Origin of the sequence: Citrobacter sp. Cm038 (assembly GCF_030333105.1) — a bacterium.
In the GTDB taxonomy this organism is placed as follows: domain Bacteria; phylum Pseudomonadota; class Gammaproteobacteria; order Enterobacterales; family Enterobacteriaceae; genus Citrobacter; species Citrobacter murliniae.
The window spans coordinates 734888-760804 of the sequence record NZ_JAOWGO010000016.1 but is presented as its reverse complement, the minus strand read 5'-3'; the positions used below and the strand labels follow the sequence as shown (position 1 = coordinate 760804).

At 51.0% G+C, this 25917-nt stretch carries 26 protein-coding genes; 15 read left to right on the top strand and 11 right to left on the bottom strand.

The genetic code is table 11. The features are described from left to right. The first annotated feature begins 285 nt into the window (after window positions 1–285). Window positions 286–1818 (top strand): SpoVR family protein, encoded by a 1533-nt coding sequence (locus OGY01_RS06000; RefSeq protein ID WP_045443867.1) that lies wholly within the window; start codon window positions 286–288, stop codon window positions 1816–1818. 40 nt (window positions 1819–1858) lie between these two features. On the opposite strand, the gene fadR is transcribed toward OGY01_RS06000, so the two are convergent. Continuing rightward, window positions 1859–2578, bottom strand: coding sequence for a fatty acid metabolism transcriptional regulator FadR (gene fadR / locus OGY01_RS05995; protein WP_045443868.1), 720 nt, complete (start codon window positions 2576–2578; stop codon window positions 1859–1861). Between the two features lie 237 nt (window positions 2579–2815). On the opposite strand from fadR, the gene nhaB reads away from it, so the two are divergent. From nhaB to OGY01_RS05980, 3 genes are all read left to right on the top strand, one after another. Then, window positions 2816–4360: a Na(+)/H(+) antiporter NhaB gene (gene nhaB, locus OGY01_RS05990; protein ID WP_286492632.1), complete on the top strand. Its 1545-nt coding sequence runs from the start codon at window positions 2816–2818 to the stop codon at window positions 4358–4360. A 141-nt stretch (window positions 4361–4501) separates the two neighbouring features. Next, a complete protein-coding gene (dsbB, locus tag OGY01_RS05985; RefSeq protein ID WP_225761009.1) occupies window positions 4502–5032 on the top strand; it encodes a disulfide bond formation protein DsbB in 531 nt (176 codons plus the stop codon). A gap of 109 nt (window positions 5033–5141) precedes the next feature. Beyond that, a complete protein-coding gene (locus OGY01_RS05980; RefSeq protein WP_045443877.1) occupies window positions 5142–5483 on the top strand; it encodes a TehB family protein in 342 nt (113 codons plus the stop codon). 29 nt (window positions 5484–5512) lie between these two features. Here OGY01_RS05980 and ycgN read toward each other — a convergent pair whose 3' ends face one another. The 3 genes from ycgN to OGY01_RS05965 form a co-directional block, all read right to left on the bottom strand. Further along, window positions 5513–5959, bottom strand: a complete 447-nt coding sequence (gene ycgN / locus OGY01_RS05975; protein ID WP_045443879.1) for a cysteine cluster protein YcgN — start codon at window positions 5957–5959, stop codon at window positions 5513–5515. 92 nt (window positions 5960–6051) lie between these two features. Then, a complete protein-coding gene (locus OGY01_RS05970) occupies window positions 6052–6711 on the bottom strand; it encodes a fumarylacetoacetate hydrolase family protein (RefSeq protein WP_045443881.1) in 660 nt (219 codons plus the stop codon). 69 nt (window positions 6712–6780) lie between these two features. Continuing rightward, window positions 6781–7074: a YcgL domain-containing protein gene (locus OGY01_RS05965; protein ID WP_045443883.1), complete on the bottom strand. Its 294-nt coding sequence runs from the start codon at window positions 7072–7074 to the stop codon at window positions 6781–6783. A gap of 126 nt (window positions 7075–7200) precedes the next feature. Here OGY01_RS05965 and minC point away from each other — a divergent pair, with 126 nt between their 5' ends. The 3 genes from minC to minE are packed head-to-tail and all read left to right on the top strand — an operon-like array spanning window position 7201 to window position 9014. Beyond that, window positions 7201–7908, top strand: a complete 708-nt coding sequence (gene minC / locus OGY01_RS05960) for a septum site-determining protein MinC (RefSeq protein ID WP_200011062.1) — start codon at window positions 7201–7203, stop codon at window positions 7906–7908. A gap of 23 nt (window positions 7909–7931) precedes the next feature. Continuing rightward, entirely contained in the window at window positions 7932–8744 is an 813-nt protein-coding gene (gene minD, locus OGY01_RS05955) for a septum site-determining protein MinD (protein ID WP_045443887.1), read from the top strand. A 3-nt stretch (window positions 8745–8747) separates the two neighbouring features. Further along, entirely contained in the window at window positions 8748–9014 is a 267-nt protein-coding gene (minE, locus tag OGY01_RS05950; RefSeq protein WP_003833739.1) for a cell division topological specificity factor MinE, read from the top strand. A gap of 81 nt (window positions 9015–9095) precedes the next feature. On the opposite strand, the gene OGY01_RS05945 is transcribed toward minE, so the two are convergent. After that, a complete protein-coding gene (locus tag OGY01_RS05945; protein WP_286492631.1) occupies window positions 9096–10013 on the bottom strand; it encodes a LysR substrate-binding domain-containing protein in 918 nt (305 codons plus the stop codon). Between the two features lie 103 nt (window positions 10014–10116). Here OGY01_RS05945 and OGY01_RS05940 point away from each other — a divergent pair, with 103 nt between their 5' ends. The 5 genes from OGY01_RS05940 (at window position 10117) to OGY01_RS05920 (ending at window position 16724) form a co-directional block, all read left to right on the top strand. Then, the gene (locus OGY01_RS05940; protein ID WP_045443899.1) at window positions 10117–11199 is read left to right on the top strand and encodes a tartrate dehydrogenase; all 1083 of its coding nucleotides are present in this window, start codon (window positions 10117–10119) and stop codon (window positions 11197–11199) included. Window positions 11200–11458: 259 nt separating this feature from the next. Further along, entirely contained in the window at window positions 11459–13060 is a 1602-nt protein-coding gene (locus OGY01_RS05935; protein WP_045443903.1) for a BCCT family transporter, read from the top strand. Window positions 13061–13107: 47 nt separating this feature from the next. Further along, the gene (gene yeaW, locus OGY01_RS05930) at window positions 13108–14232 is read left to right on the top strand and encodes a carnitine monooxygenase, oxygenase subunit YeaW (protein ID WP_045443906.1); all 1125 of its coding nucleotides are present in this window, start codon (window positions 13108–13110) and stop codon (window positions 14230–14232) included. 18 nt (window positions 14233–14250) lie between these two features. Then, complete coding sequence (locus tag OGY01_RS05925; RefSeq protein ID WP_200011065.1) at window positions 14251–15699, top strand: NAD-dependent succinate-semialdehyde dehydrogenase; 1449 nt, start codon at window positions 14251–14253, stop codon at window positions 15697–15699. Window positions 15700–15758: 59 nt separating this feature from the next. Continuing rightward, window positions 15759–16724: a PDR/VanB family oxidoreductase gene (locus OGY01_RS05920; RefSeq protein ID WP_286492630.1), complete on the top strand. Its 966-nt coding sequence runs from the start codon at window positions 15759–15761 to the stop codon at window positions 16722–16724. Window positions 16725–16774: 50 nt separating this feature from the next. On the opposite strand, the gene rnd is transcribed toward OGY01_RS05920, so the two are convergent. From rnd to yoaA, 5 genes are all read right to left on the bottom strand, one after another. Continuing rightward, the gene (gene rnd, locus OGY01_RS05915; protein WP_045443915.1) at window positions 16775–17890 is read right to left on the bottom strand and encodes a ribonuclease D; all 1116 of its coding nucleotides are present in this window, start codon (window positions 17888–17890) and stop codon (window positions 16775–16777) included. Window positions 17891–17974: 84 nt separating this feature from the next. After that, on the bottom strand, window positions 17975–19660 hold the full coding sequence (fadD, locus tag OGY01_RS05910; RefSeq protein ID WP_136345473.1) for a long-chain-fatty-acid--CoA ligase FadD: 1686 nt from the start codon (window positions 19658–19660) through the stop codon (window positions 17975–17977). 204 nt (window positions 19661–19864) lie between these two features. Next, window positions 19865–20446 carry a Slp family lipoprotein gene (locus tag OGY01_RS05905; protein WP_045443922.1) on the bottom strand — a complete coding sequence of 194 codons (582 nt, stop codon included), beginning with the start codon at window positions 20444–20446 and terminating at the stop codon, window positions 19865–19867. Window positions 20447–20540: 94 nt separating this feature from the next. Further along, window positions 20541–21236, bottom strand: coding sequence for a tRNA (adenosine(37)-N6)-threonylcarbamoyltransferase complex dimerization subunit type 1 TsaB (gene tsaB, locus OGY01_RS05900; protein ID WP_045443925.1), 696 nt, complete (start codon window positions 21234–21236; stop codon window positions 20541–20543). 58 nt (window positions 21237–21294) lie between these two features. Then, window positions 21295–23205 (bottom strand): DNA repair helicase YoaA, encoded by a 1911-nt coding sequence (gene yoaA / locus OGY01_RS05895; RefSeq protein ID WP_286492629.1) that lies wholly within the window; start codon window positions 23203–23205, stop codon window positions 21295–21297. Between the two features lie 130 nt (window positions 23206–23335). Between yoaA and OGY01_RS05890 the strand changes: the two genes are divergently transcribed. Beyond that, window positions 23336–23680, top strand: coding sequence for a RidA family protein (locus tag OGY01_RS05890; RefSeq protein ID WP_045443929.1), 345 nt, complete (start codon window positions 23336–23338; stop codon window positions 23678–23680). 6 nt (window positions 23681–23686) lie between these two features. Here the strand turns inward: OGY01_RS05890 and OGY01_RS05885 are convergent, their stop codons facing one another. Next, window positions 23687–23872, bottom strand: coding sequence for a YoaH family protein (locus OGY01_RS05885; RefSeq protein ID WP_045443940.1), 186 nt, complete (start codon window positions 23870–23872; stop codon window positions 23687–23689). Window positions 23873–23955: 83 nt separating this feature from the next. Here OGY01_RS05885 and pabB point away from each other — a divergent pair, with 83 nt between their 5' ends. Beyond that, a complete protein-coding gene (gene pabB, locus OGY01_RS05880) occupies window positions 23956–25317 on the top strand; it encodes an aminodeoxychorismate synthase component 1 (RefSeq protein ID WP_286492627.1) in 1362 nt (453 codons plus the stop codon). A gap of 3 nt (window positions 25318–25320) precedes the next feature. After that, complete coding sequence (locus OGY01_RS05875) at window positions 25321–25899, top strand: CoA pyrophosphatase (protein ID WP_045443946.1); 579 nt, start codon at window positions 25321–25323, stop codon at window positions 25897–25899. Window positions 25900–25917 lie beyond the last annotated feature (18 nt).

The following is a 25917-nucleotide window of genomic DNA, read 5'->3' as shown; positions in this document are numbered from 1 at the left end:
TACATCTTGATAACTCAGTTGAAAATATTATTCAACATATGGCTTTTTTATGGTGACCTATCTCACACATAGCGGTGATTGCAGGGAACTCTCTGGTTTGGGATCTCCTGCTACGCGTTATTTTTATCCAGCATAAAATTTTGTGATTATTGCGTTTTTCGACTCCACGCTGATGGGATATCGCAAAGAAAAATTTTCTGCTTGAGCACGCTTTTTAACACCGTGTTCTATGCTTGAAATGAGGTACTCCAGACAGAGAGTGCCGCCAACAATGAGGGTGCGCGAATGGCTACGATTGATTCCATGAACAAGGACACCACGCGGTTGAGCGATGGACCCGACTGGACGTTTGATCTGCTGGATGTCTATCTGGCGGAAATAGACCGCGTGGCGAAACTCTATAAGCTGGATACCTACCCGCACCAAATCGAGGTGATCACCTCCGAGCAGATGATGGACGCCTACTCCAGCGTCGGGATGCCGATCAACTATCCTCACTGGTCGTTTGGTAAAAAGTTTATTGAAACCGAACGTCTGTATAAGCATGGGCAGCAAGGACTGGCCTATGAGATTGTCATTAACTCTAACCCATGTATCGCTTATTTGATGGAGGAGAACACCATTACCATGCAGGCGCTGGTGATGGCGCATGCCTGCTACGGGCACAACTCCTTTTTCAAAAATAATTACCTTTTCCGCAGCTGGACCGACGCCAGCTCGATTGTCGATTATCTGATTTTCGCGCGGAACTACATTACCCAGTGCGAAGAGCGCTACGGGGTTGATGAAGTTGAAAAACTGCTCGACTCCTGTCACGCGCTGATGAATTACGGCGTTGATCGCTATAAACGCCCACAAAAAATTTCATTACAGGAAGAGAAAGCCCGGCAAAAAAGCCGTGAAGAATATCTGCAAAGTCAGGTGAATATGCTGTGGCGTACCTTGCCGAAAAAAGAGGAAGAGAAAACCGTGTTTGAAGCGCGGCGTTATCCCTCTGAGCCACAGGAGAACCTGCTGTACTTCATGGAGAAAAACGCCCCGCTGCTGGAGTCCTGGCAGCGAGAAGTCCTGCGCATCGTGCGTAAGGTGAGTCAGTATTTTTATCCGCAGAAACAGACCCAAGTGATGAACGAAGGCTGGGCGACATTCTGGCATTACACCATCCTTAACCACCTTTATGATGAAGGTAAAGTCACCGAGCGGTTTATGCTGGAGTTTCTTCACAGCCATACCAATGTGGTATTCCAGCCACCGTACAACAGCCCATGGTATAGCGGAATCAACCCCTATGCCCTCGGTTTTGCGATGTTCCAGGATATCAAGCGTATATGTCAGTCGCCTACCGAAGAGGATAAATACTGGTTCCCGGATATTGCCGGTTCCGACTGGCTGGAAACTCTGCATTTCGCGATGCGCGATTTTAAAGACGAGAGCTTTATCAGTCAGTTCCTGTCACCGAAAGTGATGCGTGATTTCCGTCTGTTCACCGTGCTGGATGATGACAGGCATAACTATCTGGAGATTTCAGCAATTCACAACGAAGAGGGTTATCGTGAAATCCGCAACAGATTGTCGTCGCAATATAACCTGAGCAACCTGGAGCCAAATATTCAAATCTGGAATGTTGATCTGCGCGGCGATCGTTCCCTCACCTTACGCTATATCCCGCATAACCGCGCGCCGTTGGATAAAGGACGTAAAGAGGTGCTGAAACATGTACATCGTCTGTGGGGATTTGATGTGACGCTGGAACAACAGAATGAGGATGGGAGCGTTGAACTGCTGGAGCGTTGCCCGCCAAGAATGAACGGTCTATAAAATCTAATGCCGGATGACGCTGTCATCCGGCATTTAGCGATTAGCGGCCCTGAATAGCTAAATCACCCGGCAGATTCTTCTGCATACGATGCCAAATTTCACCACTATCGTGACCATAGCGGCGCACCGTTTCATATACCTGGTCATGAGAACCCTGCTCACACAGCTCTGACAGTTTACGGTAGAAATTCAGCGCCAGACCACGGGCTTCCGGGTTGGCAAAGTAATGCCGGCCAATACGCGTATACAGCCCTTTCATTCCGTTCAGGATCAGACCATAAATCGGGTTACCGGACGCAAATGCCAGGCCGCGGAAAATGTTGTAGTCCAGATCGGCGAATGCGTCAGCATGATCGGCAACCTGATTCGCCGTCGCCAGAACGTCCTGTGCTTTGTCCGGATGCTGGCGGAACGCAGTACGAATAAAGATCGTCGAAATATTGGTTCGCACCGACAGCAAATTATCAATCAACTGCGGGACGCTCTCATGATCGAGACGCGCCAGCGTTTCCAGGATGTTCAGCCCGGACGTTTCCCAGAAATTATTCACTTTCGTCGGTTTACCGTGTTGAATGGTCAACCAGCCGTCCCGCGCCAGGCGTTGCAATACTTCACGCAACGTGGTTCGTGTGACTCCGATGAGTTCAGAGAGTTCACGTTCTGCGGGCAAAATAGTGCCAGGGGGGAAGCGGTTATTCCAGATACTTTCAATGATGTACTCTTCCGCGAACCCCGCCGGGCTTTGCGCCTTAATGACCATAGTAATAATTCCATTACACAGCAAAACATAGTTACAGTTATCATACCAGACGGGTTACATAGCTGATAGCTGACACCATGAAGAAAAAGTGGATCAAGGCTTCATTTTCCGGATAACGCTGAAGTACATCTGCCGCGAGGCGTCACGTGAAGAGCTTGCCTGCAATCCTTCGTCCCGCTAAGCTTTGCGGTCAAACTTAAAAACATGATTTCATTTTTATAGGTAAGGGAAACTGCCATGGAGCTCTCCTGGAGTCGCGCGTTGTGGCGCAACTTTTTGGGCCAGTCACCAGACTGGTACAAACTCGCATTACTTGTCTTCTTAATCGTTAATCCGATCATATTTTTCATCAACCCGTTTGTCGCAGGCTGGTTACTGGTTGCCGAATTCATTTTTACGCTGGCAATGGCGCTAAAATGCTATCCGCTGCTACCGGGTGGGCTGTTGGCCATTGAAGCCGTGATCATCGGCATGACCAGCGCCGCACATGTTCGCGAAGAGGTTGCCGCCAATCTGGAAGTGTTATTGCTGCTGATGTTTATGGTGGCAGGCATCTACTTTATGAAGCAGTTGCTGCTGTTTATTTTTACCCGACTGCTGCTCAGCATCCGTTCCAAAATGATGCTGTCTCTGGCTTTTTGTGTTGCCGCAGCCTTCCTTTCCGCGTTCCTTGATGCATTGACTGTGGTTGCAGTGGTAATAAGCGTGGCGGTAGGTTTTTATGGCATCTACCATCGCATCGCCTCTTCCCGTGGTGAAGATAATAATATGCTCGATGACAGCCATATCGATCAGCATAATAAAGCCGTGCTTGAGCAGTTCCGCGGTTTTCTGCGCAGCCTGATGATGCACGCGGGGGTCGGTACAGCGCTGGGTGGCGTGATGACCATGGTGGGAGAACCGCAAAACCTGATTATCGCTAAAGCAGCGGGCTGGCATTTCGGTGACTTCTTCCTGCGCATGTCGCCAGTAACCGTCCCGGTATTGATTTGTGGACTGTTAACCTGCGTACTGGTCGAGAAATTACGTTGGTTCGGCTACGGTGAAACGTTGCCAGAGACGGTACGTGAAGTCCTGCAGCAGTTTGACGATCAAAGCCGCCTGCAGCGCACCCGCCAGGATAAAATTAAACTGATCATTCAGGCGATTATCGGCGTCTGGTTGGTGGTCGCCCTGGCTCTGCATCTGGCAGAAGTCGGGTTGATTGGTCTGTCTGTTATCATCCTGGCAACCTCTTTAACCGGTGTAACCGACGAGCATGCCATTGGGAAAGCATTCACCGAATCGCTGCCGTTCACCGCACTGCTCACCGTATTTTTCTCTATTGTTGCCGTGATTATCGATCAGCAACTCTTCGCGCCGATTATTCAGTTTGTTTTACAGTCATCAGAGCACGCACAGCTCACCCTGTTCTATCTCTTCAACGGCCTGCTCTCTTCTATCTCCGATAACGTTTTTGTTGGGACAATTTATATCAACGAAGCGAAAGCGGCGATGGAACACGGAACAATCAGCCTTAATCAGTTTGAGCTGTTAGCCGTAGCGATCAATACCGGCACCAACCTGCCTTCCGTCGCCACGCCTAATGGTCAGGCGGCTTTTCTGTTCCTGCTGACCTCCGCACTGGCACCGTTGATTCGACTTTCCTATGGCCGCATGGTGTGGATGGCTCTGCCTTATACGCTCGTCCTGACACTGGTTGGGCTTCTCTGCGTGGAGTTTACGCTCGTCCCGGTGACCGAGTGGATGACACAAACAGGCTGGTTAGCCACACTTTCATAGCAATTCACCGGGCAAATCACTGCCCGGTTTGACTTTTTGCATGATAATTATCCAATTACACAATATTTCAATTGCCGCTAGTGGCGCTTAAATTGAATTGGTTTAAACTGCGGTCTCTACGCATGTTGCAGGGAAATTATTATGTTGCGATTTTTAAACCAGTGTTCCCGTGGTCGTGGGGCATGGTTATTGTTGGCGCTCACCGCTTTGGCTCTGGAACTGGTCGCGCTGTGGTTCCAGCACGTTATGCTGCTTAAACCTTGCGTGTTGTGTATTTATGAACGTAGTGCATTATTCGGCGTGATGGGTGCTGGAGTGGTGGGGGCAATCGCGCCGAAAACACCGCTGCGCTACGTAGCAATCATTATCTGGATTTACAGTGCATGGCGCGGCCTGCAGTTGGCGTATGAACATACGATGATTCAGCTTCACCCGTCACCCTTTATGACCTGTGATTTTGCCGCGCGTTTCCCAAGCTGGTTACCACTGGATAAATGGCTGCCGCAGATATTCCTCGCATCCGGTGATTGTGCTGAACGTCAATGGTCCTTTTTAACCCTGGAAATGCCGCAGTGGCTATTGGGGATTTTTGCTGCTTATCTCATTGTCGCCGTGCTGGTGTTGATTGCTCAGCCGTTTAAACCGAAAAAACGCGACCTCTTCGGCCGCTAACAGAACGCTCCTCCGGGAGCGTTTTTTTTACCATAATGTCGTTGCCTGGTGGCATTTATAAGATGTATATTAAATACATCTTATAAATGCCACACCAAGGAGATGTCTTATGTCCCACTTACGCATCCCGGCAAACTGGAAAGTTAAACGCTCTACCCCCTTCTTTACTAAAGACAATGTCCCTGCAGCATTGCTTTCTCACCACAACACGGCAGCAGGTGTCTTTGGACAACTCTGCGTGATGGAAGGAACGGTAACCTATTACGGTTTCGCCAATGAAGAAGCGACAGAACCTGAGGTGAAGGTAGTTATCAATGCCGGTCAGTTCGCAACCAGCCCACCGCAGTACTGGCATCGTGTTGAATTAAGTGACGATGCACAATTCAATATTAATTTCTGGGTTGAAGATGACAACCACGGAGATGAGATGTATCAGGCGAAAAAGTCTTAATCTTCAACGCCTGCTGATCAATGGGCGGTTCATTCCGCCCATGAAGGTTTGTTCAAAATATGGTCCTGCCAGTCATACACTTCCGATTCTTTCACTGCAATATGTCGTACCGAAATGCGTTCACCATGCATTGCCGCTTTAGAACCTGTCAGCAACGGGTGCCAGTCTGGTAACCCCTTACCTTCCGCTAACAGACGATAGGCACAGGTCATCGGTAGCCATTCAAAAGTCGGGAGATTATCACGCGTTAACTTAATACAATCAGGCTCATATTCGAATCGGCGTTCGTAATTACGGCACTGGCAGGTTTTAATGTTGAGCTGACGACAGGCGACGTTGGTAAAGTAAATTTCGTCGGTGTCCTCATCCATCAGCTTATGCAGACAGCATTGACCACACCCATCACATAATGACTCCCACTCGGCATCGGTCATTTCATCCAGGGTTTTGCTTTGCCAGAAAGGTTTGTCGCTCATCAGGGTATCCGCTATTGCAATAAAGCTGCACCTTATAACCAGTCTGGCACGCTGATGCAAGTTTTGCCGCCCGAAAAGGCGGCAAGAAGAGATTACAGCACTCGGGTCGTGAGAGTCTGACCATGGAAACTAATAGCCAGCTCATCACCACTATGCAATGGCCCAACACCTTCCGGCGTCCCCGTCAGCACAACATCACCCGCTTTAAGCGTGAAGAAACGGCTCATATAGGCAATCAACGGGACAATTTGATGGATCATATCCGCTGTGGAACCGTGTTGACGTTTTTCACCGTTTACTGTCAGACCGAGCTGCGTATTTTGCGGATCGCCGTTAAATTCCGAAACAGGAATAAAGCCAGACAACGGACAGGAGTTATCAAATCCCTTCGCTTTCTCCCACGGCTGACCCGCCTTCTTCATTTTGCCCTGAATATCACGCAGGGTCAGATCCAGAGCCACACCATAGCCAGCGATGGCTTTGCGCACGTGCTCTTCCGTCGCCTGGCGCAGAGTCGAACCAATCAGCACCGCCAGCTCAACTTCGTGGTGAACAGATCCCATATCCGCCGGGATCACCAGCGGCTGACGCAGATCGCACAGTGCGGTTTCAGGTTTTATGAACAGGACCGGTTCATCGGGCGTTGCACTACCCATCTCTTTAATATGCTTTGCATAATTGCTGCCTACACAAACCACTTTACTTACCGGGTAATCCAGCAGAGCACCATGCCAGTTGTGATGTTGATACATTACTTTCCCCTAACGTAGTCATTGATTTCATAAACTGCATCGATGGGACACGCTACTGCCGGATACAGTTTAAGGTTTAACGTCTGGTGTATTTTGTTTAACCACAGACAGATGCTGTTTGAGTAAATCTTCTGGCGGTGGCGGTAATTGTAAATAATAGCCCTGCTCAGTTAACGCCTGTTTTACTTTTTCAAGATCGGCGTTGACGAGTTTTTTACGGCCATCAAGCGGTAAAATCATTGCCAGCTTCGGTTGACCAAATCCTTTCATCAGTTCTTCAGGAACGCGTGAGAAATCGTCTTTTTTTTCGACATATAAATAGGTCTGGTCACGTTTGCTGCTTCGGTAGATCACACAAAACATATCTTTTACTCTGAATTCAGGGAATGGTGGCTTGCCTCAATATAATACTGACTATAACATGCCTTATAGTCTTCGGAATATCACCCCGCGCTGGGGATGATAAATAGCAAATTGAGTAAGGCCAGGATGTCAAACACGCCAATCGAGCTTAAAGGCAGTAGCTTCACCTTATCAGTGGTTCACTTGCACGAAGCAGAACCCGAGGTTATTCGTCAGGCGTTGGAAGACAAAATCGCGCAGGCACCTGCTTTTTTAAAACATGCTCCCGTGGTGATCAACGTCAGTGGCCTTGAAAGCCCGGTAAACTGGCCGGCGCTGCAAAAAGTGGTCGCATCTACCGGCCTGCGTATTATTGGCGTCAGCGGCTGTAAAGACGCCAAACTTAAGGCTGAAATAGACGAATTGGGTCTTCCTTTACTCACTGAAGGTAAAGAAAAAACCATCCGTTCCGCGCCAGTTAATACCCCGGCCCCTGCCGCGCCACCACAAAACGTTACTCCCATCACAAAAACGCGATTAATAAATGTACCGGTTCGTTCCGGTCAGCGTATTTATGCACCACAATGTGATCTGATTGTTACAAGCCACGTCAGCGCAGGCGCTGAGCTTATCGCTGATGGTAACATTCACGTGTATGGTGTGATGAGAGGCCGTGCATTGGCGGGCGCCAGCGGTGACCGGGAAGCACAAATTTTTTGTACCCATCTGACGGCAGAACTGGTGTCTATCGCAGGTGTATATTGGCTGAGTGATAATATCCCAGCAGAATTTTATGGCAAAGCGGCTCGTCTGCAATTAGCAGAGAACGCTTTGACAGTTCAACCGTTGAATTGATCCCTTTTTAACAAGGAATTTCTATGGCACGCATTATTGTTGTTACTTCGGGTAAAGGGGGCGTTGGCAAAACAACCTCCAGCGCGGCCATCGCTACAGGTTTGGCCCAGAAGGGAAAGAAAACTGTCGTTATTGATTTTGATATCGGCCTGCGTAATCTTGATTTGATTATGGGTTGTGAACGCCGCGTCGTTTACGACTTCGTCAACGTGATCCAGGGCGATGCGTCGTTAAATCAGGCGTTAATCAAAGATAAGCGTACCGAAAATCTCTTTATTCTTCCGGCCTCACAGACTCGCGATAAAGACGCGCTGACGCGCGAAGGCGTCGCAAAAGTTCTGGATGATCTGAAAACGATGGGCTTCGATTTCATCGTCTGCGACTCCCCGGCAGGTATTGAAACCGGCGCGTTGATGGCCCTGTATTTTGCTGATGAAGCTATCATCACCACCAACCCGGAAGTTTCATCCGTACGTGACTCTGACCGTATTCTGGGTATTCTGGCGTCGAAATCTCGTCGCGCTGAAAATGGTGAAGATCCGATTAAAGAGCACCTGTTACTTACGCGCTACAATCCGGGCCGCGTAAACAAAGGCGACATGCTCAGCATGGAAGATGTACTGGAGATTCTGCGAATCAAGCTGGTCGGCGTGATTCCTGAAGATCAGTCAGTCCTGCGCGCGTCTAACCAGGGTGAGCCGGTTATTCTCGACATCAATGCTGATGCCGGCAAAGCCTACGCAGATACCGTAGACCGTCTGTTGGGAGAAGAACGTCCTTTCCGCTTCATTGAAGAAGAGAAGAAAGGTTTCCTCAAACGCCTGTTCGGAGGATAAGTTATGGCATTACTGGATTTTTTTCTCTCGCGGAAAAAGAGCACAGCAAACATCGCTAAAGAGCGACTGCAGATTATTGTTGCGGAACGTCGTCGCAGTGACGCCGAGCCGCATTATTTACCGCAGTTGAGGAAAGATATTCTCGACGTTATCTGTAAGTATGTACAAATTGACCCCGAAATGGTCACCGTACAACTTGAACAAAAAGACGGCGATATTTCTATCCTCGAACTTAACGTGACATTACCTGAAGCAGAAGAGTCTAAATAACGTCTTTTGTAACAGAGTATGGTCAGCAGCAAAAAGGCAGATTATTCTGCCTTTTTTATTTTTCCCCCAGCCAACTCGCATTTATTCCAGAGAAAATCTGGGGTAATTCTCCTCAAAATAGCGGCGCAAAAACTCAACCGTAATACGAATTTTGGCCGATGTCGCCAGGCGAGAAACATATACAGCCCAGATATTAGCTGGCTGATAATACTCTGGTAATATCTGAACCAGATGTCCGCTAGTAATGTTGTCGCATACATCCCACCACGAACGCAGCGCAATACCCTGCCCATCCAGACACCACTGATGAACAACCTCACCGTGATTAGATGATAATGGACCCGTCACTTTAATCGAGTGCTCACCTTCTTTATTACGCAATTGCCAGATGCCAAACGGATGATCACGTTCTTTAATTACCAGGCAGGGAAAGCTTGCCAGTTCATTCAGTTGCTTAGGCGCACCGTATTGCGTCACAAATTCTGGTGAAGCGCACAGGATGCGATAATTAGTCGCCAGCTTTCGTGCTATCAAATTAGGAGCAATATCATCACCAATACGAATATCAAGATCGACACCTTCATTAACCAGATCCACCAACCGATCCTCAACATCGAATCTTAGCTCAAGCTGCGGATACTGTTTCGCCAGTGCAGACAGTGCAGGCGCCACCACCCGACGACCAAAGCCAAAGCTACTGATAATGCGCAACATACCCTGAGGGATCTGCCGGACATCAGACAACTCATCCATCATCTGATCCACATCCTGCAGGATCCGCTGCGCCCATTCGTAGATCCGCTCTCCCTCTTCCGTGATGGTCACTCGCCGCGTGGTGCGGTGTAACAACACGACATTCAGCGTCTGTTCAAGCAGCGCAACGCGCTTGCTGATAAACGCGGGAGAAACGCCCAACTCCTCAGCAACAGCGGCAAATCCTGCACGACGGGCAACCAGCATAAAGACGCGTAAATCATTTAGCAGCGGCAGATTATTCATGATCTGTGTTTTATGTTTCACCAGTTAGGGGGATTAACTCTTAATCAGTCAATTATAGGATAAGGGGAAAGTCAATTTTGATGGCGTACAAGTGAGAGCTGCTATGAAGAAAACCTGTCGTATTGCCGCTATTCCCGGAGATGGTATTGGTAAAGAAGTCCTGCCTGAAGGCATTAATGTGTTACAGGCGGCTGCGGAGCGTTGGGATTTGTCGCTCAGCTTTGAGCAAATGGAATGGGCCAGCTGCGAATACTATACGCATCACGGAAAAATGATGCCGGATGACTGGCATGAGCAGCTAAAATCATTCGATGCTATCTATTTTGGAGCTGTCGGTTGGCCCGATACCGTGCCGGATCACATCTCATTATGGGGATCATTACTCAAGTTTCGGCGCGAATTCGATCAGTACGTCAACCTGCGTCCGGTTCGCCTGTTCCCCGGCGTTCCCTGTCCACTGGCAGGAAAAAAACCAGGCGACATTGATTTTTATGTCGTGCGCGAGAATACCGAGGGGGAATACTCTTCACTGGGCGGGCGAGTAAACGCAGGAACCGAGCATGAAGTGGTCATTCAGGAATCCGTCTTCACCCGTCGTGGAGTCGACCGCATTTTGCGTTACGCGTTCGAACTGGCCCAGAGCCGTCCACGCAAAACGTTAACTTCTGCAACCAAATCAAACGGTCTTGCCATCAGTATGCCCTACTGGGATGAACGCGTTGAAGCCATGGCAGCTCAATATCCTGAGATTCGCTGGGATAAGCAGCATATCGATATTCTGTGCGCCCGTTTTGTTATGCAACCTGAACGCTTTGACGTGGTGGTCGCCTCGAACCTGTTTGGCGATATCCTTTCCGATTTAGGCCCTGCTTGCACAGGGACAATTGGTATTGCCCCTTCTGCAAACTTAAACCCGGAACGCACCTTTCCATCGTTGTTCGAACCGGTACACGGTTCGGCACCAGATATCTACGGCAAGAATATCGCCAACCCGATTGCCACAATCTGGGCGGGAGCCATGATGCTGGATTTCCTCGGCAACGGTGATGCAAATTATCAGGCTGCTCACGATGGGATCGTGGCGGCGATTGAACAGGTCATTGCCAGTGGTCCTAAAACACCGGATATGAAAGGGACCGCCACCACATCACAGGTTGGCCAGGCCATCTGTCAGGCCCTTCGTTAAAGGTCAAACCACTTAATTTGAGCCGCGTCACTGACGCGGCTTTTTTATGCGTTCAATTGCTGAAATAACCTGCGCGAATTCACCTTTTATTATTTCCGTTCCGTGTTTTATTGCTTCACGCATCGGGCAATTGTTTAATTCATGTAAAGAACAAATAATTAAAATGTTAAATAACGAAGCGACACATTGTACCCCTACAGCATGATAACAACGACAGGCTAATGCCAAACGCGGGCAACTTATGCCCAGGAGATCACCCATGTTGAGCAACGTAAAGAAAAAAGATGTGCCACTCATAGCCATCAGCCTGGTGGCCATTCTTTTTATCGCAGCCACACTGAGTTTCTTCCCTCAGCAATCCGCGCAAGCGGCAAACACCATTTTTAATGGTGTCACCCGCATGTTAGGTTCAGCAGTCCAGATACTGGTCCTCATGGCTATGGGACTGGTCATCTATCTTGCCACCAGCAAGTACGGCAACATTCGTCTGGGAGAAGGCAAAGCGGAATACAGCACACTTTCCTGGCTGTTTATGTTTATCTGCGCCGGGTTAGGTTCTTCCACGCTCTACTGGGGCGTTGCAGAATGGGCCTATTATTACCAGACACCGGGCCTGAATATCGCCCCCCACTCGCAAAAAGCACTGGAATTCAGCCTGCCCTACTCTTTTTTCCATTGGGGGATCAGCGCGTGGGCAACCTATACGCTGGCCTCATTAACCATGGCTTATCACTTCCATGTGCGTAAAAACAAAGGGTTGAGCCTGTCCGGTATTATTGCTGCAATTACTGGCGTTCATCCGCAAGGCGTCTGGGGGCGCTTAGTCGACCTGATGTTCCTGATTGCCACCGTCGGCGCGTTAACCATCTCCCTGGTCGTCACCGCAGCCACCTTTACTCGTGGCTTATCGGCTCTCACTGGTCTGCCGGATAACTTTACGGTGCAGGCATTTGTGATCCTGTTTTCGGGGGGCATCTTCTGTCTCAGCTCCTGGATTGGCATCAATAACGGCTTACAACGTCTGAGCAAAATGGTTGGCTGGGGCGCATTTTTGCTGCCGCTGCTGGTATTGATCGTCGGCCCAACCGAGTTCATCACTAACAACATCATCAATGCCATCGGCCTGACAACACAAAACTTTTTGCAAATGAGCCTGTTTACCGACCCTCTCGGTAATGGTGAGTTTACCCGCAACTGGACGGTATTTTACTGGCTGTGGTGGATCTCCTATACCCCTGGCGTGGCGATGTTTGTTACCCGCGTTTCCCGTGGACGCAAAATTAAGGAAGTGATCTGGGCATTGATCCTTGGTAGCACCGTCGGTTGCTGGTTCTTCTTCGGGGTGATGGAAAGTTACTCTATCCATCAGTTTGTTAACGGTGTAATTGATGTTCCGCAAATAATGGCAACGCTTGGCGGCGAAACGGCCGTCCAGCAGGTACTGATGTCACTACCCGCCGGGAAACTGTTCCTGGTGGCCTATCTGGCTATCATGATTATTTTCCTCGCCTCACATATGGATGCTGTGGCCTATACCATGGCGGCCACCAGCACGCGCAATCTTCAGGAAGGTGAAGATCCCGAGCGCGGCTTACGCCTGTTCTGGTGCGTGGTCATTACCTTGATTCCATTATCGATTCTGTTTACCGGTGCTTCACTGGAAACCATGAAGACTACCGTGGTACTGACCGCACTTCCCTTCCTCGCCATTTTGCTGGTGAAGGTCGGTGGTTTTCTTCGCTGGGTTAAACAGGACTATGCCCATATTCCTGCTCACCAAATTGAAAGTCATCTTCCCGACGCACAGGGCGGCGAGCCAGTTACGCCACCCGCCGGGGCATTACTCAAAGGCGACAGTTGAGCGCCAGTACAAAAACATCCTCTTACTCACAAATTAAAGGTAATCCAATGAGCAATCTGAGCCCTGAGTTTATTCTGCCGCAAAATTTTTGTGCCAACCCGCAGGACGCATGGACCATCCCGGCACGGTTTTATACCGATCAACAGGCGTTTGAGCACGAGCAAGAGAACGTGTTTGCCAAAAGTTGGATTTGCGTAGCCCACAGCAGCGAACTGGCAAAACCAAATGACTATGTCACTCGTGAAGTGATTGGCGAAAATATCGTGCTGGTACGGGGTCGCGATAATGTGCTGCGCGCTTTCTACAACGTCTGCCCACATCGGGGTCATCAGTTGCTAAGCGGCGAAGGGAAAGCGAAGAATGTCATTACCTGTCCCTATCACGCCTGGGCTTTTAAGCTCGATGGCAACCTGGCACACGCCCGTAACTGTGAAAACGTGGCCAATTTCGATAGTGAGAAAGCCCATCTCACACCGGTACGTCTTGAAGAATATGCCGGATTCGTATTTATCAATATGGATCCGAATGCCGGCAGCGTTGAAGATCAACTCCCGGGACTGGCAGCGAAAGTTGTCGAAGCCTGCCCTGATGTACACGATCTGAAACTGGCTGCGCGCTTTACGACTCGCACACCTGCCAACTGGAAAAATATCGTTGATAACTATCTGGAGTGCTACCACTGCGGTCCGGCACACCCTGGTTTTTCCGACTCGGTACAGGTTGACCGCTACTGGCACACCATGCATGGCAACTGGACTCTGCAATACGGTTTTGCCAAACCATCAGAGCAGTCATTTAAGTTCGAAGAAGGCGTTGATGCCGCCTTCCACGGTTTCTGGTTGTGGCCATGCACCATGCTCAACGTCACGCCAATTAAAGGCATGATGACCGTTATCTATGAGTTCCCGGTGGATGCAGAAACCACACTGCAAAACTACGACATCTACTTCACCAATGAAGAACTCACCGAAGAGCAGAAAGAGCTGATTGAATGGTATCGCAATGTCTTCCGCCCTGAAGATTTACGTCTGGTCGAAAGCGTACAAAAAGGGCTGAAATCACGCGGCTATCGCGGTCAGGGACGCATTATGGCAGATACCAGCGGCAGCGGGATTTCTGAACACGGTATTGCCCATTTCCATAACCTGGTAGCCCAGGTGTTTCAGGATTAATCCTTGAAGGAGTTCGTCATGACCGTCTTTCAGACTTCACTTTTCCGCCAGCAGGCGTTTATCGCCGGGAACTGGTGCGACGCCGATGACAACAATACGTTATCGGTCAGCAATCCGGCGACAGGCGCTATTCTGGGGAAAATACCCAATATGGGAATGTCAGAGACTCAGCGGGCTATTGATGCCGCCTCTCAGGCGTTACCCAACTGGCGTGCAATGACCGCAGCCCAGCGTTCCACTCTGCTCAAAGCCTGGCATCACTTAATTCTCGACAACAAAACGGCGCTGGCGCAAATCATGACTGCCGAACAGGGAAAACCGCAGACAGAAGCGGAAGGCGAAATTGTCTATGCCGCTTCGTTTATTGAGTGGTTTGCCGAACAGGCAAAACGCACCAACGGTGAAATCATTCCCTCTCCTACAACGGACAAGCGGTTGATGGTGATCCGCCAGGGCGTCGGCATCTGCGCCGCGATTACGCCGTGGAACTTCCCCGCCGCCATGATCACCCGCAAAGCCGGTCCGGCACTGGCTGCAGGCTGTACGATGGTGATAAAACCGGCCAACGAGACGCCGTTCACAGCACTGGCGCTGGCCGAGCTCGCACGTCAGGCCGGCATTCCCTCAGGCGTCATCAACGTCGTAACAGGAAAATCACGCGAAATTGGCGCTCAGTTCACCGCTGATGATCGTGTACGTAAGCTCTCGTTCACGGGTTCAACAGAAGTCGGACGCGTCCTGATGCGCCAGTGTTCTGACTCCATCAAAAAGGTGTCACTGGAGCTGGGGGGTAATGCGCCGTTTATTGTGTTTGATGACGCAGATATTGATAAAGCCGTCGAAGGGGCGTTGGTTGCCAAGTTTCGCAACGCCGGACAGACCTGTGTCTGTGTGAATCGTTTTTATATTCATCAGGCCATTTACGACACGTTTTGCGAGAAGTTTGTCGCCCGTGTCGCCGCGCTGAAGGTAGGCAATGGTGAGCAACCAGGCGTACAGACCGGACCACTGATCAACAGCGCCGCCGTAGACAAAGTGCAGTCACTTCTTGATGACGCCCTGACGCGTGGTGCCACGCTGTTAACCGGCGGCCAACGCCATGCGCTGGGCGGAAACTATTTTACCCCTACCGTCATCGGCAACGTGCAGCCAGGCACGCAACTGTTACAGGAAGAAATCTTCGGACCGGTCGCCGCGCTGGTGAAATTTGACGATGAACAGGACGTGATCCACCAGGCAAACGATACGATCTACGGTCTGGCATCTTACTTCTATAGTAATGACGCTGCGCGTATCTGGCGAGTTTCTGAGCAGCTTGAATACGGCATGGTGGGGATCAATACCGGGCTTATCTCTAATGAAGTTGCCCCGTTTGGCGGCGTCAAACAGTCCGGCCTTGGGCGTGAAGGCTCTGAACACGGTATCGAAGATTACCTGGAGATGAAATATCTCTGCCAGGGGCTGTGACACAGATTCCGGCGCGCAGGGTTAACCCGCGCCGGACAGATTTTTAAGGGAGTGCCGCGATGTCTGAATATCAAATGCATGAAGTGCGGGTCAGCCGGATTGAGACCATTACTCCACATGTAAAACGTTTCACCTTAGTTGCCTCTGCAGGCGGCTCGTTACCCGCGTTCAGTGGAGGCAGCCATATAATCGTGCAGATGCGCGATGGCGAAAATCTCTACAGCAATGCCTATTCGCTGATGAGTTCACCGCTTGATACCACCGCTTATCAAATAGCTGTACGACTGGAGGATGAGTCCAAAGGCGGCTCACGTTTCTTACACCAGAACGTGAACGCTGGCGACACGCTGACGATATCCACACCAAATAATCTCTTTGCCCTCGAACCTCAGGCACGAAAACATATACTGATTGCAGGAGGCATTGGCATAACCCCCTTTTTATCGCAGATCCCGGAGCTGGAACAATCACACGCTGAGTGGCAACTGCATTACTGCTCCCACAGCCCGGAAAGCTGCGCATTTCATCATGAACTCACTCAGCACATCAACGCCGAGCGCATTCATCTGCACCTTTCTACCGAAGGCACCCGCCTTGACCTGGCGCGTCTGCTGGCCGATGTAGAACCCGGCACGCATATTTACACCTGCGGCCCTGCTGTACTTAACGATGCCGTAAGACGCGAAGCCGCCCGCCACGCTCTGGACAACGATACGCTACATTTCGAACAATTTGCCGTGGAAGATAAGAGCGGTGATGCGTTCACCCTTGTGCTGGCACGTTCTGGACGTGAATTTGTCGTTCCGGAAGAGATGACTATTTTACAGGTTATCGAAAATAACAAAGCGGCCAGGGTGGAATGTCTATGTCGCGAAGGCGTGTGCGGTACCTGTGAAACAACAATTATTGAAGGGGAAGCGGATCATCGCGATCAGTATTTCAGCGACGATGAGAAGGCCAGCCAGCAAAGTATGCTCATCTGTTGCTCGCGCGCCAAAGGCAAACGTCTGGTCCTTGATTTGTAATCACATCAGGCCGGGTAAGCGATAGCGCTACCCGGCTTAGTCTGGTCAACTTACTGCGGATATTCCAGCAACAGTGCGTTAAGACGCTCGGCCATCAGTTCACCACGCCAACCGGAAATCAGTTCCGGCAGGGAAGCCTGCGGCTTTAGTTTCCAGTGCCAGTTGAGGAGCTGATTAATCTGACGGCGCGAAGCCAGTAACTCAACGCTGAGATTATGTTCCGCACTCACCTCTGCAACCAGTGCCTTAATGGCCTTGAATGCCTTGCGATATCCCGGCATATCCATCAGGTTCAGCAACGGTTCCGGCAATGATTCTTCCGGCAGAGCCTGAGCCTTCTCCACCAGCGAAATCAGCGTCTTGCCGTGAAAACGAATCTCGCTACCGGAAAGACCCAGACTGTCCAGTTCACCCAGACTACCTGGCATATAGCGAGCGACAGACCACAGGTGTTCTTCACGTACCACAAAGTTCACCGCCAGATCGCGCTCACGCGCCTTACGTAATCGCCAGTCAGCCAGCAGTTGCAGGCAGGCAAGCTGGCGGGTTCGTAGTTGCCAGGCATTGGTTATCTCGCGCCACGCATCTTCAGGCGCCAGAATTTCCTGACGACGCTGCTGCATCAAACGGCACTCATCCAGCGCGGCGGGCAGCCAGCCAGAGGCATCAGTCTCTGTCATCAGCTTTTGGGTGATCGGTAATAAATACCAGACATCCGCTGCCGCATACTCACACTGACGCTCAGTTAACGGACGCGCCAGCCAGTCAGTGCGGGATTCGCTTTTATCCAGCGCCACTCCCGTATACTCTTCCACCATCGCGGCAAATCCCCACGATAATGGACGTCCGCAGAACGCAGCCAGAATTTGTGTATCAATCAGCGGCTGTGGAAGTTCGCCAAAGGCGTTGAGAAACACTTCCAGGTCTTCACTTCCTGCATGCAGGAATTTGGTAATGGCAGTGTCCTGCAAAATGGTCTTCAGCGGTGACCAGTCGGTGATCCCAAGCGGATCAATCAGAGCAACGTGTTTGCCATCAAACAACTGGATCAGACCCAGTTGCGGGTAATAGGTACGTGTGCGAACAAATTCAGTATCCAGGGCAATAGCCGGAAACTCACGAACGGCTTCGCACAGCGTGGCCAACGCGTCGTTCGTGGTGATCATTTGGTAATTCAAATCGTGCTCTCTCAGGTTTGCACCAAAAAAAACGCCGGTTTAACCGGCGCTTTCTGATGGCTGTCTTAACGCTTAGCTTTTATTGTCCACTTTGCCACGTGCTTCGTCACGTAATTCTCGTCGCAAAATTTTGCCAACGTTTGATTTTGGCAGCTCATCACGGAATTCCACCAGCTTCGGCACTTTATAGCCCGTCAGCTGACGTCGACAAAAGGTAATCAAGGCTTCATCGGTTAACGAGGCGTCTTTCTTCACCACAAAAATTTTCACAGCCTCACCGCTGCTGCCCGACGGCACACCAACTGCGGCCACTTCCTGGACACCTGGGTGTTGCATAACCACATCTTCAATCTCGTTCGGATAGACGTTGAAACCTGAAACCAGGATCATATCTTTTTTGCGATCGACAATCCGCAGGAAACCTTCATCATCCATCACCGCAATATCACCGGTGTGCAACCAACCGTCTTTGACAATTTCATCTGTTGCATCTGGTCGCTGCCAGTACCCCAGCATTACCTGCGGACCTTTAACGCACAGCTCGCCAGGTTCCCCTGGTGGCACTTCGTTATCGTCGTCATCCACCAGTTTAACGTCAGTGGAAGGAACCGGCAGGCCGATACTGCCACTGTGATAATCGATATCGTGAGGGTTGACACTCACCAACGGCGCACACTCGGTCAGGCCGTAACCTTCCAGCAGATACTGTCCGGTCAGCTTCACCCAGCGTTCTGCTACCGCCTGCTGTACCGGCATACCACCACCCGCGGAGAGATGCAGTGATGAAAAGTCCAGTTGCTGAAATTCTTTGTTATTCAACAAAGCGTTAAACAGCGTATTGACGCCGGTCATCGCGGTAAACGGGTATTTTGCCAGCTCTTTCACCAGACCCGGAATATCTCGCGGGTTAGTGATCAACAGGTTTTGACCACCCAGTTCGATAAACAACAGGCAGTTCATGGTCAACGCGAAGATGTGATACAACGGCAGCGCAGTCACCACCAGCTCTTTACCCGGATGCAGCAATGGACCGTAGGTAGCATTGACCTGTTCCAGGTTAGCCAGCATATTGCGGTGCGTTAGCATTGCGCCTTTCGCCACGCCGGTGGTGCCACCGGTATACTGCAGGAAAGCCAGATCTTCAGAGACCACTTCAGGCTTCACATACTGCATGCGATAGCCGTTTTGTAACGCGCTGCGAAACGAGATGGCATCAGGCAGGTGGTATTTCGGCACCAGACGCTTGATGTACTTGACGACAAAGTTAACCAGCGTCCCTTTAGCGGTAGAAAGCTGATCGCCCATACGCGTCAGGATCACATGTTGAACCGACGTTTTATCGACCACTTTCTCCAGCGTATGAGCAAAGTTGGAGACAATCACGATCGCCGCCGCACCGCTGTCATTAAGCTGATGCTCCAGTTCCCGCGGCGTATACAACGGGTTAACATTCACGACGATCATTCCGGCACGCAGGATGCCGAACAATGCCACAGGATACTGCAGCAGGTTAGGCATCATTAGCGCGACACGATCGCCCTTTTTCAGCCCAAGCCCCTGTTGCAAGTAGGCCGCAAATGCCCGACTACGCTCCTCCAGTTTGCGGAAGGTCATCACCTCCCCCATATTTACAAACGCGGGCTGGTCAGCATAGCGCCTTACTGAGTGTTCAAAGAGCTCCACCAGGGATTGATAACGGTCAGGATTGATCTCCGCGGGAACGCCCTCGGGATAACGGTTAAGCCAAACCTTTTTCAATACATCACCTCTAAAATGCGTATTCGTCGTCATCACAACCCCAGACAATAAACAAACTGTTAACATAATATTAACTCAGCGTACCAGTTTGTTTATTACACAACGACAAGGTTGCGAAGCGCGTCACTATTTATTTTTTTTATATCCACGTTAATGCAGAAACAGCGGACGAGCCGCTGTTTCTTTTACCAATAAAACAAAGAGTTACTCTGTTACTATCGTCTGAACCTGTGCGGGACCGGGATTGTACCATCCCCAACCGCCATAGCCGTATGGCCAGCCACGCGCACCATAGAACCAGGGGTCAATCGGTTGCGGTGGCATCACGATCTGCTGAGTAATATGCCAGCGTTTATAACCTGTTACCTGCATCAGCATAAACTTATACGGCGTACTACCGATTTTACCGTCTACCGTGCCGCTAATCGGTCCCACGACGGTAACCAGTTGTCCACGAAAATCAACCGGATCGAGGAAGCCGTTTACATCAGCATAAATCCTTCCGCGTGAGGCTTCTCCCAGTATTGGTCGCGCGCCACTGTCGAGCGGAACGGTAGCAATTTCCAGACGGGATTTCCCCTGCTGATTCTGAATGTCCACCACTTTACCGCCGAAACGCGCTTCCTGTCCGACGTACAACTGCGGTGCATTCATCACCCGCACCAGATCCTGCTGCGGTGTAGGGCTTGAACCTTTAATCGCATCCGGAATGGTGACGCAACCGCTTAGCATTAATGCTAATACACCAGCCAGTACACCTTTCATTACCTGTTTTTGAACCGCCATGTGCGACTCCCTTTTCTCAGCGCCTGCCCTGTCTCTGTCAAACTGCCGCGTATGAACTGCAATTCAAATTAATCAGGGTATTTACTACTAAGATTCATTCTTTCCCAGGAAGTTTCTTCCACGCTACGGTGTTACGTAAATAAACCGGTTCAGCATGTTCCACCGCAACCGTCTTTCCTGCTGCCAGCATTTGAGTGGCGACAGGCAACATGTCTTCAGCAGCCGGAAGCAAAACGCCGCCATCAATCAGCATCAGACCACTGTCTTTGCCGAGTTCAGGCCATGCCGACCAGCCTGTGCCAACCGTCGCCCAATCGCCGGAAAGTTGCAGCAAACGCTCATGAACTTGTTCTGGTGTTAATACCGCTTCCGTCTCTTCGCCGTTCCAGACGCCGTCTTCATCACGCTGGTATTCGGCCCAGTAAACTTCACCCATACGTGCGTCAATCGCCGCCAGCACGCGCATTGCCCCAGTTTTACGCCAGGCTCCCTGCGCCATTGTTGCCAGAGTTGAAACGCCGATCATGGGTAATTCCGCACCTAATGCCAGCCCCTGAGCAATACCGATACCAATACGTACACCAGTAAAACTTCCGGGACCGCGACCAAACGCCAGCGCGTCGATCTCCGTTAAGGTAGTACCGTCATCAGCCAGGATGTCCTGAACCATCGGCAGGATTCGTTGGGTATGTTCTCGTGGGCAAAGCTCGAAATGAGCCTTGATATTACCGTCATTCCACAGGGCAACAGAGCACGCTTCTGTGGCGGTATCGATAGCCAGAATTCGCATGGGTCTTCGTGATCAGATCAATAAATTTGGCGCGCATCTTACCATACTCCGTAACAAATTACTCAGCCGTTGGTATAGCAAGAAATCGAACAGCGCGGGCAATGTCACGCGTACGCGGTGCCGGCGGCAAACTCGCCAGGAAGGTGGCTCCATAGGGTCGCATCACCAGCCGGTTGTCACAAATCACCAGCACACCGCGATCGTCAGCATCACGTATCAAACGCCCCACCCCCTGTTTCAGGGTGATAACCGCATCCGGGAGCTGGACTTCGTCAAAAGGATCGCCGCCGCGCAGGCGGCAATCTTCCATTCGCGCTTTCAACAATGGATCGTCCGGTGAGGTAAACGGCAGCTTGTCGATAATAACCAGCGAAAGCGTATCACCACGCACGTCCACCCCTTCCCAGAAACTACTGGTAGCCACCAGTAAAGCATTCCCCGCGCTAACAAACTGTTGCAGCAGTTGCCCTTTGCTGGTCTCTCCCTGCAACAACACGGGAAGCGTCATGGTGGCGCGAAACTGTTCCGCCAGGTCGCGCATCATCGCGTGCGAGGTACACAGCATAAAACAACGACCGTTGTTCGCCTCGATGATTGGCCGCAACATAGATGCCAACTGGCGCGCCGCCCCTGGCTGATTGGTTTGCGGTAGATTACGTGGTACGCACAGCAGCGCCTGACGCGTGTAATCAAAGGGGCTAGGCAGCAGCATCGACTCCGCCTGTTCAATACCCAGCCGCGCCGTAAAGTGGTGGAGATCATCGTTTACCGACAACGTCGCTGAGGTGAAAATCCAGCAGCCCGGTTTTTGTTCCATCACTTCTTTGAATTTATCCGCCACCGTGAGTGGCGTCAGCGCCAGGGTGAAATGGCGCGAGGTGCATTCATACCAGTAGCTGAACCCTGGCTGGTTAATCTCTTTTAGCCGTTTCAAACGGGTGCGATACAACGTGGCTCGCTCAAACGCCGCATCCAGCAGTGCCGAACGTCCCAGAGAGAGTTTTGCCACGTCGTAACACAGCTCCAGGGTATCATCGAGCAGTAAAAATGCTCTCTGCACACGCTGATCCGCCAGCATCTCCCGCAGGTTGCCGCGATAGCCCGGCTCACCCAATTGCAGGCGAAAATCCTGTGCGCTTTGAGCAAGACGGTCAGCACACTTTTGTAGCTGTTGAGTATCTTTCAGCTCGGTGCGATACGCGATGGTAATGTCCTTTGCAAGGTCGAGAAGTTGGCGGCTGGAGAGTGACTGACCAAAATACTGGCTGGCGATATCCGGTAGCTGATGGGCTTCATCAAAGATCATCACGTCGGCCTCAGGGATCAGTTCACCGAAACCACTCTCTTTCACCACCATATCGGCAAGAAACAGATGGTGGTTTACCACTATAACGTCTGCGTCCATCGCTTTTTTACGCGCTTTGACAACAAAGCACTCTTTATACAGCGGGCAGTCGCTGCCCAAACAGTTGTCGTTGGTGCTGGTCACCAGCGGCCAGGCCTGTGAATCTTCGGCCACACTGACACAGGTGCTGATGTCTCCATCGAGGGTTTGATTTGACCACGATCGCAACAGAATAACGTCGCTTAATATCTGGACCGGCAGGTCACCGCCCGCCAGTGCCTGTTGTTCAAGTCGCTCCAGGCAAAGGTAGTTGGAGCGCCCTTTCAATAGCGCCAGTTTGCCGGTGAATTTCAACGCTTTTGCCACAGTAGGCAGATCGCGGCTGTAAAGCTGATCCTGCAGTGCTTTCGATCCGGTAGAGATGATGACTTTCTTTCCAGCGCGCAGCGCGGGGGCAAGATAGGCGTAGGTTTTCCCTGTTCCGGTCCCGGCCTCTACGACAAGCGGCTGTGATTTTTCAATGGCATGCGCGACGGCCAGGGCCATCTGTCGTTGTGGTTCACGTGGTTTAAAACCCGGTATCGCTTTAGCCAACTGACCGTCTGCTGCAAAATCGTCCGTCACACTACCCCCTGTTCATTTGAACAGGGATTATGTCAGGCCATCGGGTCTTTCGCCAGTTGAAGAGGTGACGTCAGACTGACATTATGGCAGTCTTGCGGCGTAAAAATGGAAATTTAACGAGGAAAAATGTATGACTATCGTGCGTATTGATGCCGAGGATCGTTGGTCTGACGTGGTGATTCACAACAACACGTTGTATTACACCGGTGTGCCGGAAAATCTGGATGCAGACGCATTCGAACAAACGGCAAACACGCTGGCGCAAATTGATGCTGTGCTGGAAAAACAGGGCAGCAACAAGTCACGTATTCTTGATGCTACCCTGTTTCTGGCTGACAAGAACGATTTTGCCGCTATGAATAAGGCCTGGGATGCCTGGGTTGTTGCCGGTCACGCCCCGGTACGCTGCACCGTACAAGCCGGGTTAATGAACCCAAAATACAAAGTTGAGATAAAGATTATCGCTGCGGTGTAACCGACGTTACTCGTCTTCGTCTTCATCTTCAAAACGCGCCACGATCCGTTCGCCGGTATGGCTGGCGCGTAATTCAGCAGCCACTTTCGTAATCGCCTCGCCACTGCTCATCCCCTGGGATATCAGTTCATGAATGCGTTCAACCGCCTGTTGCTGCTGATCGTGCGTGAGTGAAGGTAAACCTGCAATCATGGTGAACTCCTGCTAAATTATTAGCGCTAATTATTTCATGCTACCCGGCACATAGCCAGTGAAGTAGCAACGAGTCAGGACTGATGAAGACGTTATCTCCCGCTGTAATCACACTACCCTGGCGTCTGGACGCCGCTGAGCACTATTTTGCCACATTAAGCCACCAGCCCTGGGCAATGCTTTTGCATTCAGGCCATGCCGACCATCCGCATAGTCGCTTTGATATTCTGGTCGCCGACCCCATCACAACGCTGGTCACACGTGCTGAAGAGACCGTTGTGCATGACCGGCACGGTACTATGCAAACGGTTGATGATCCGATGACGGTCTTACACTCGGCGCTGACATCGCTGGCTATTCAGCCCGATTATAATCCCGATCTTCCGTTTCAGGGAGGCGCGCTGGGTCTGTTTGGCTATGATTTAGGCCGCCGTTTTGAATCTCTGCCAACGGAAGCCGAACAGGATATCACGCTACCGGACATGGCGGTTGGCATTTACGATTGGGCGCTGATTGTCGATCATCAGTTGCAAAAGGTGTCACTACTTAGCCACTCCGATGTGCAGGCACGACGCCGTTGGCTGGAAAATCAACAGATATCCGTGCGCGAACCGTTTTCGTTAACATCCTCGTGGCGGTCCAATATGACCCGTGCGCAGTACAGTGAAAAATTCCGTCAGGTGCAGCGTTATCTGCACAGCGGCGATTGCTATCAGGTCAATCTTGCCCAGCGCTTTCAGGCGCATTATCAGGGCGATGAGTGGCTGGCGTTTGTACGTCTAAACCATGCGAACCGCGCCCCGTTCAGTGCATTTTTACGTTTTGAGGAAGGGGCGATTCTCAGCCTTTCGCCTGAACGTTTTATTCAGTTAGAAAACCAGCACATCCAGACGCGTCCCATTAAAGGCACATTACCCAGACTGGACTCCCCTGATGCCGATCGCCTGCAGGCTCAAACACTGGCGAACTCTCCAAAGGATCGGGCGGAAAATCTGATGATCGTCGACTTGATGCGCAACGATATAGGCCGCGTTGCCGTGCCAGGCTCGGTAAACGTACCAGAACTCTTTGTGGTTGAGCCGTTCCCAGCCGTGCATCATCTGGTCAGTACCATCACCGCGCATTTGCCAGAGACGTTGCATGCAACAGATTTGCTACGCGCAGCCTTCCCAGGAGGGTCAATTACCGGCGCGCCGAAAGTTCGGGCAATGGAAATTATTGATGAACTGGAGCCACAAAGACGTAACGCCTGGTGCGGCAGTATTGGTTATCTGAGTTTTTGCGGCAATATGGATACCAGTATCACCATCCGTACTCTGACAGCTGTAGACGGACAGATCTACTGCTCTGCGGGCGGCGGCATTGTTGCAGACAGTCAGGAAGACGCGGAATATCAGGAAACGTTTGATAAAGTGAATCGTATTTTGCACCAACTGGAGAACTAAACAGTGGAATACAGCAACCTGACGCTTGATGATTTTTTATCGCGCTTCCAACTTTTGCGTCCGCAAATAAACCGGGAAGCGTTAAACCAGCGCCAGGCAGCTGTACTTATTCCTGTAGTCCGGCGCGCGCAACCAGGACTCCTGTTGACCCAACGTTCCGTTCATCTACGCAAGCACGCCGGACAGGTCGCTTTTCCCGGCGGTGCCGTGGACAGCAGCGACGCTTCACTGATTGCCGCCGCGTTGCGCGAAGCACAGGAAGAAGTCGCGATTCCGCCCGAATCAGTGGAAGTGATCGGCGTTTTGCCTCCGGTCGACAGCGTAACGGGCTTCCAGGTCACTCCTGTAGTGGGGATAATTCCACCTAATTTGCCCTATCGGGCCAGCGAAGATGAAGTTTCCGCCGTTTTTGAAATGCCGTTGGCACAGGCCCTGCATTTGGGACGCTACCATCCACTGGATGTTTATCGTCGTGGCGATTCTCATCGGGTCTGGCTCTCCTGGTATGAGCATTATTTCGTCTGGGGAATGACCGCTGGGATAATTCGTGAGCTGGCGCTGCAAATTGGCGTGAAACCCTGACTATACTTATCTTTACGC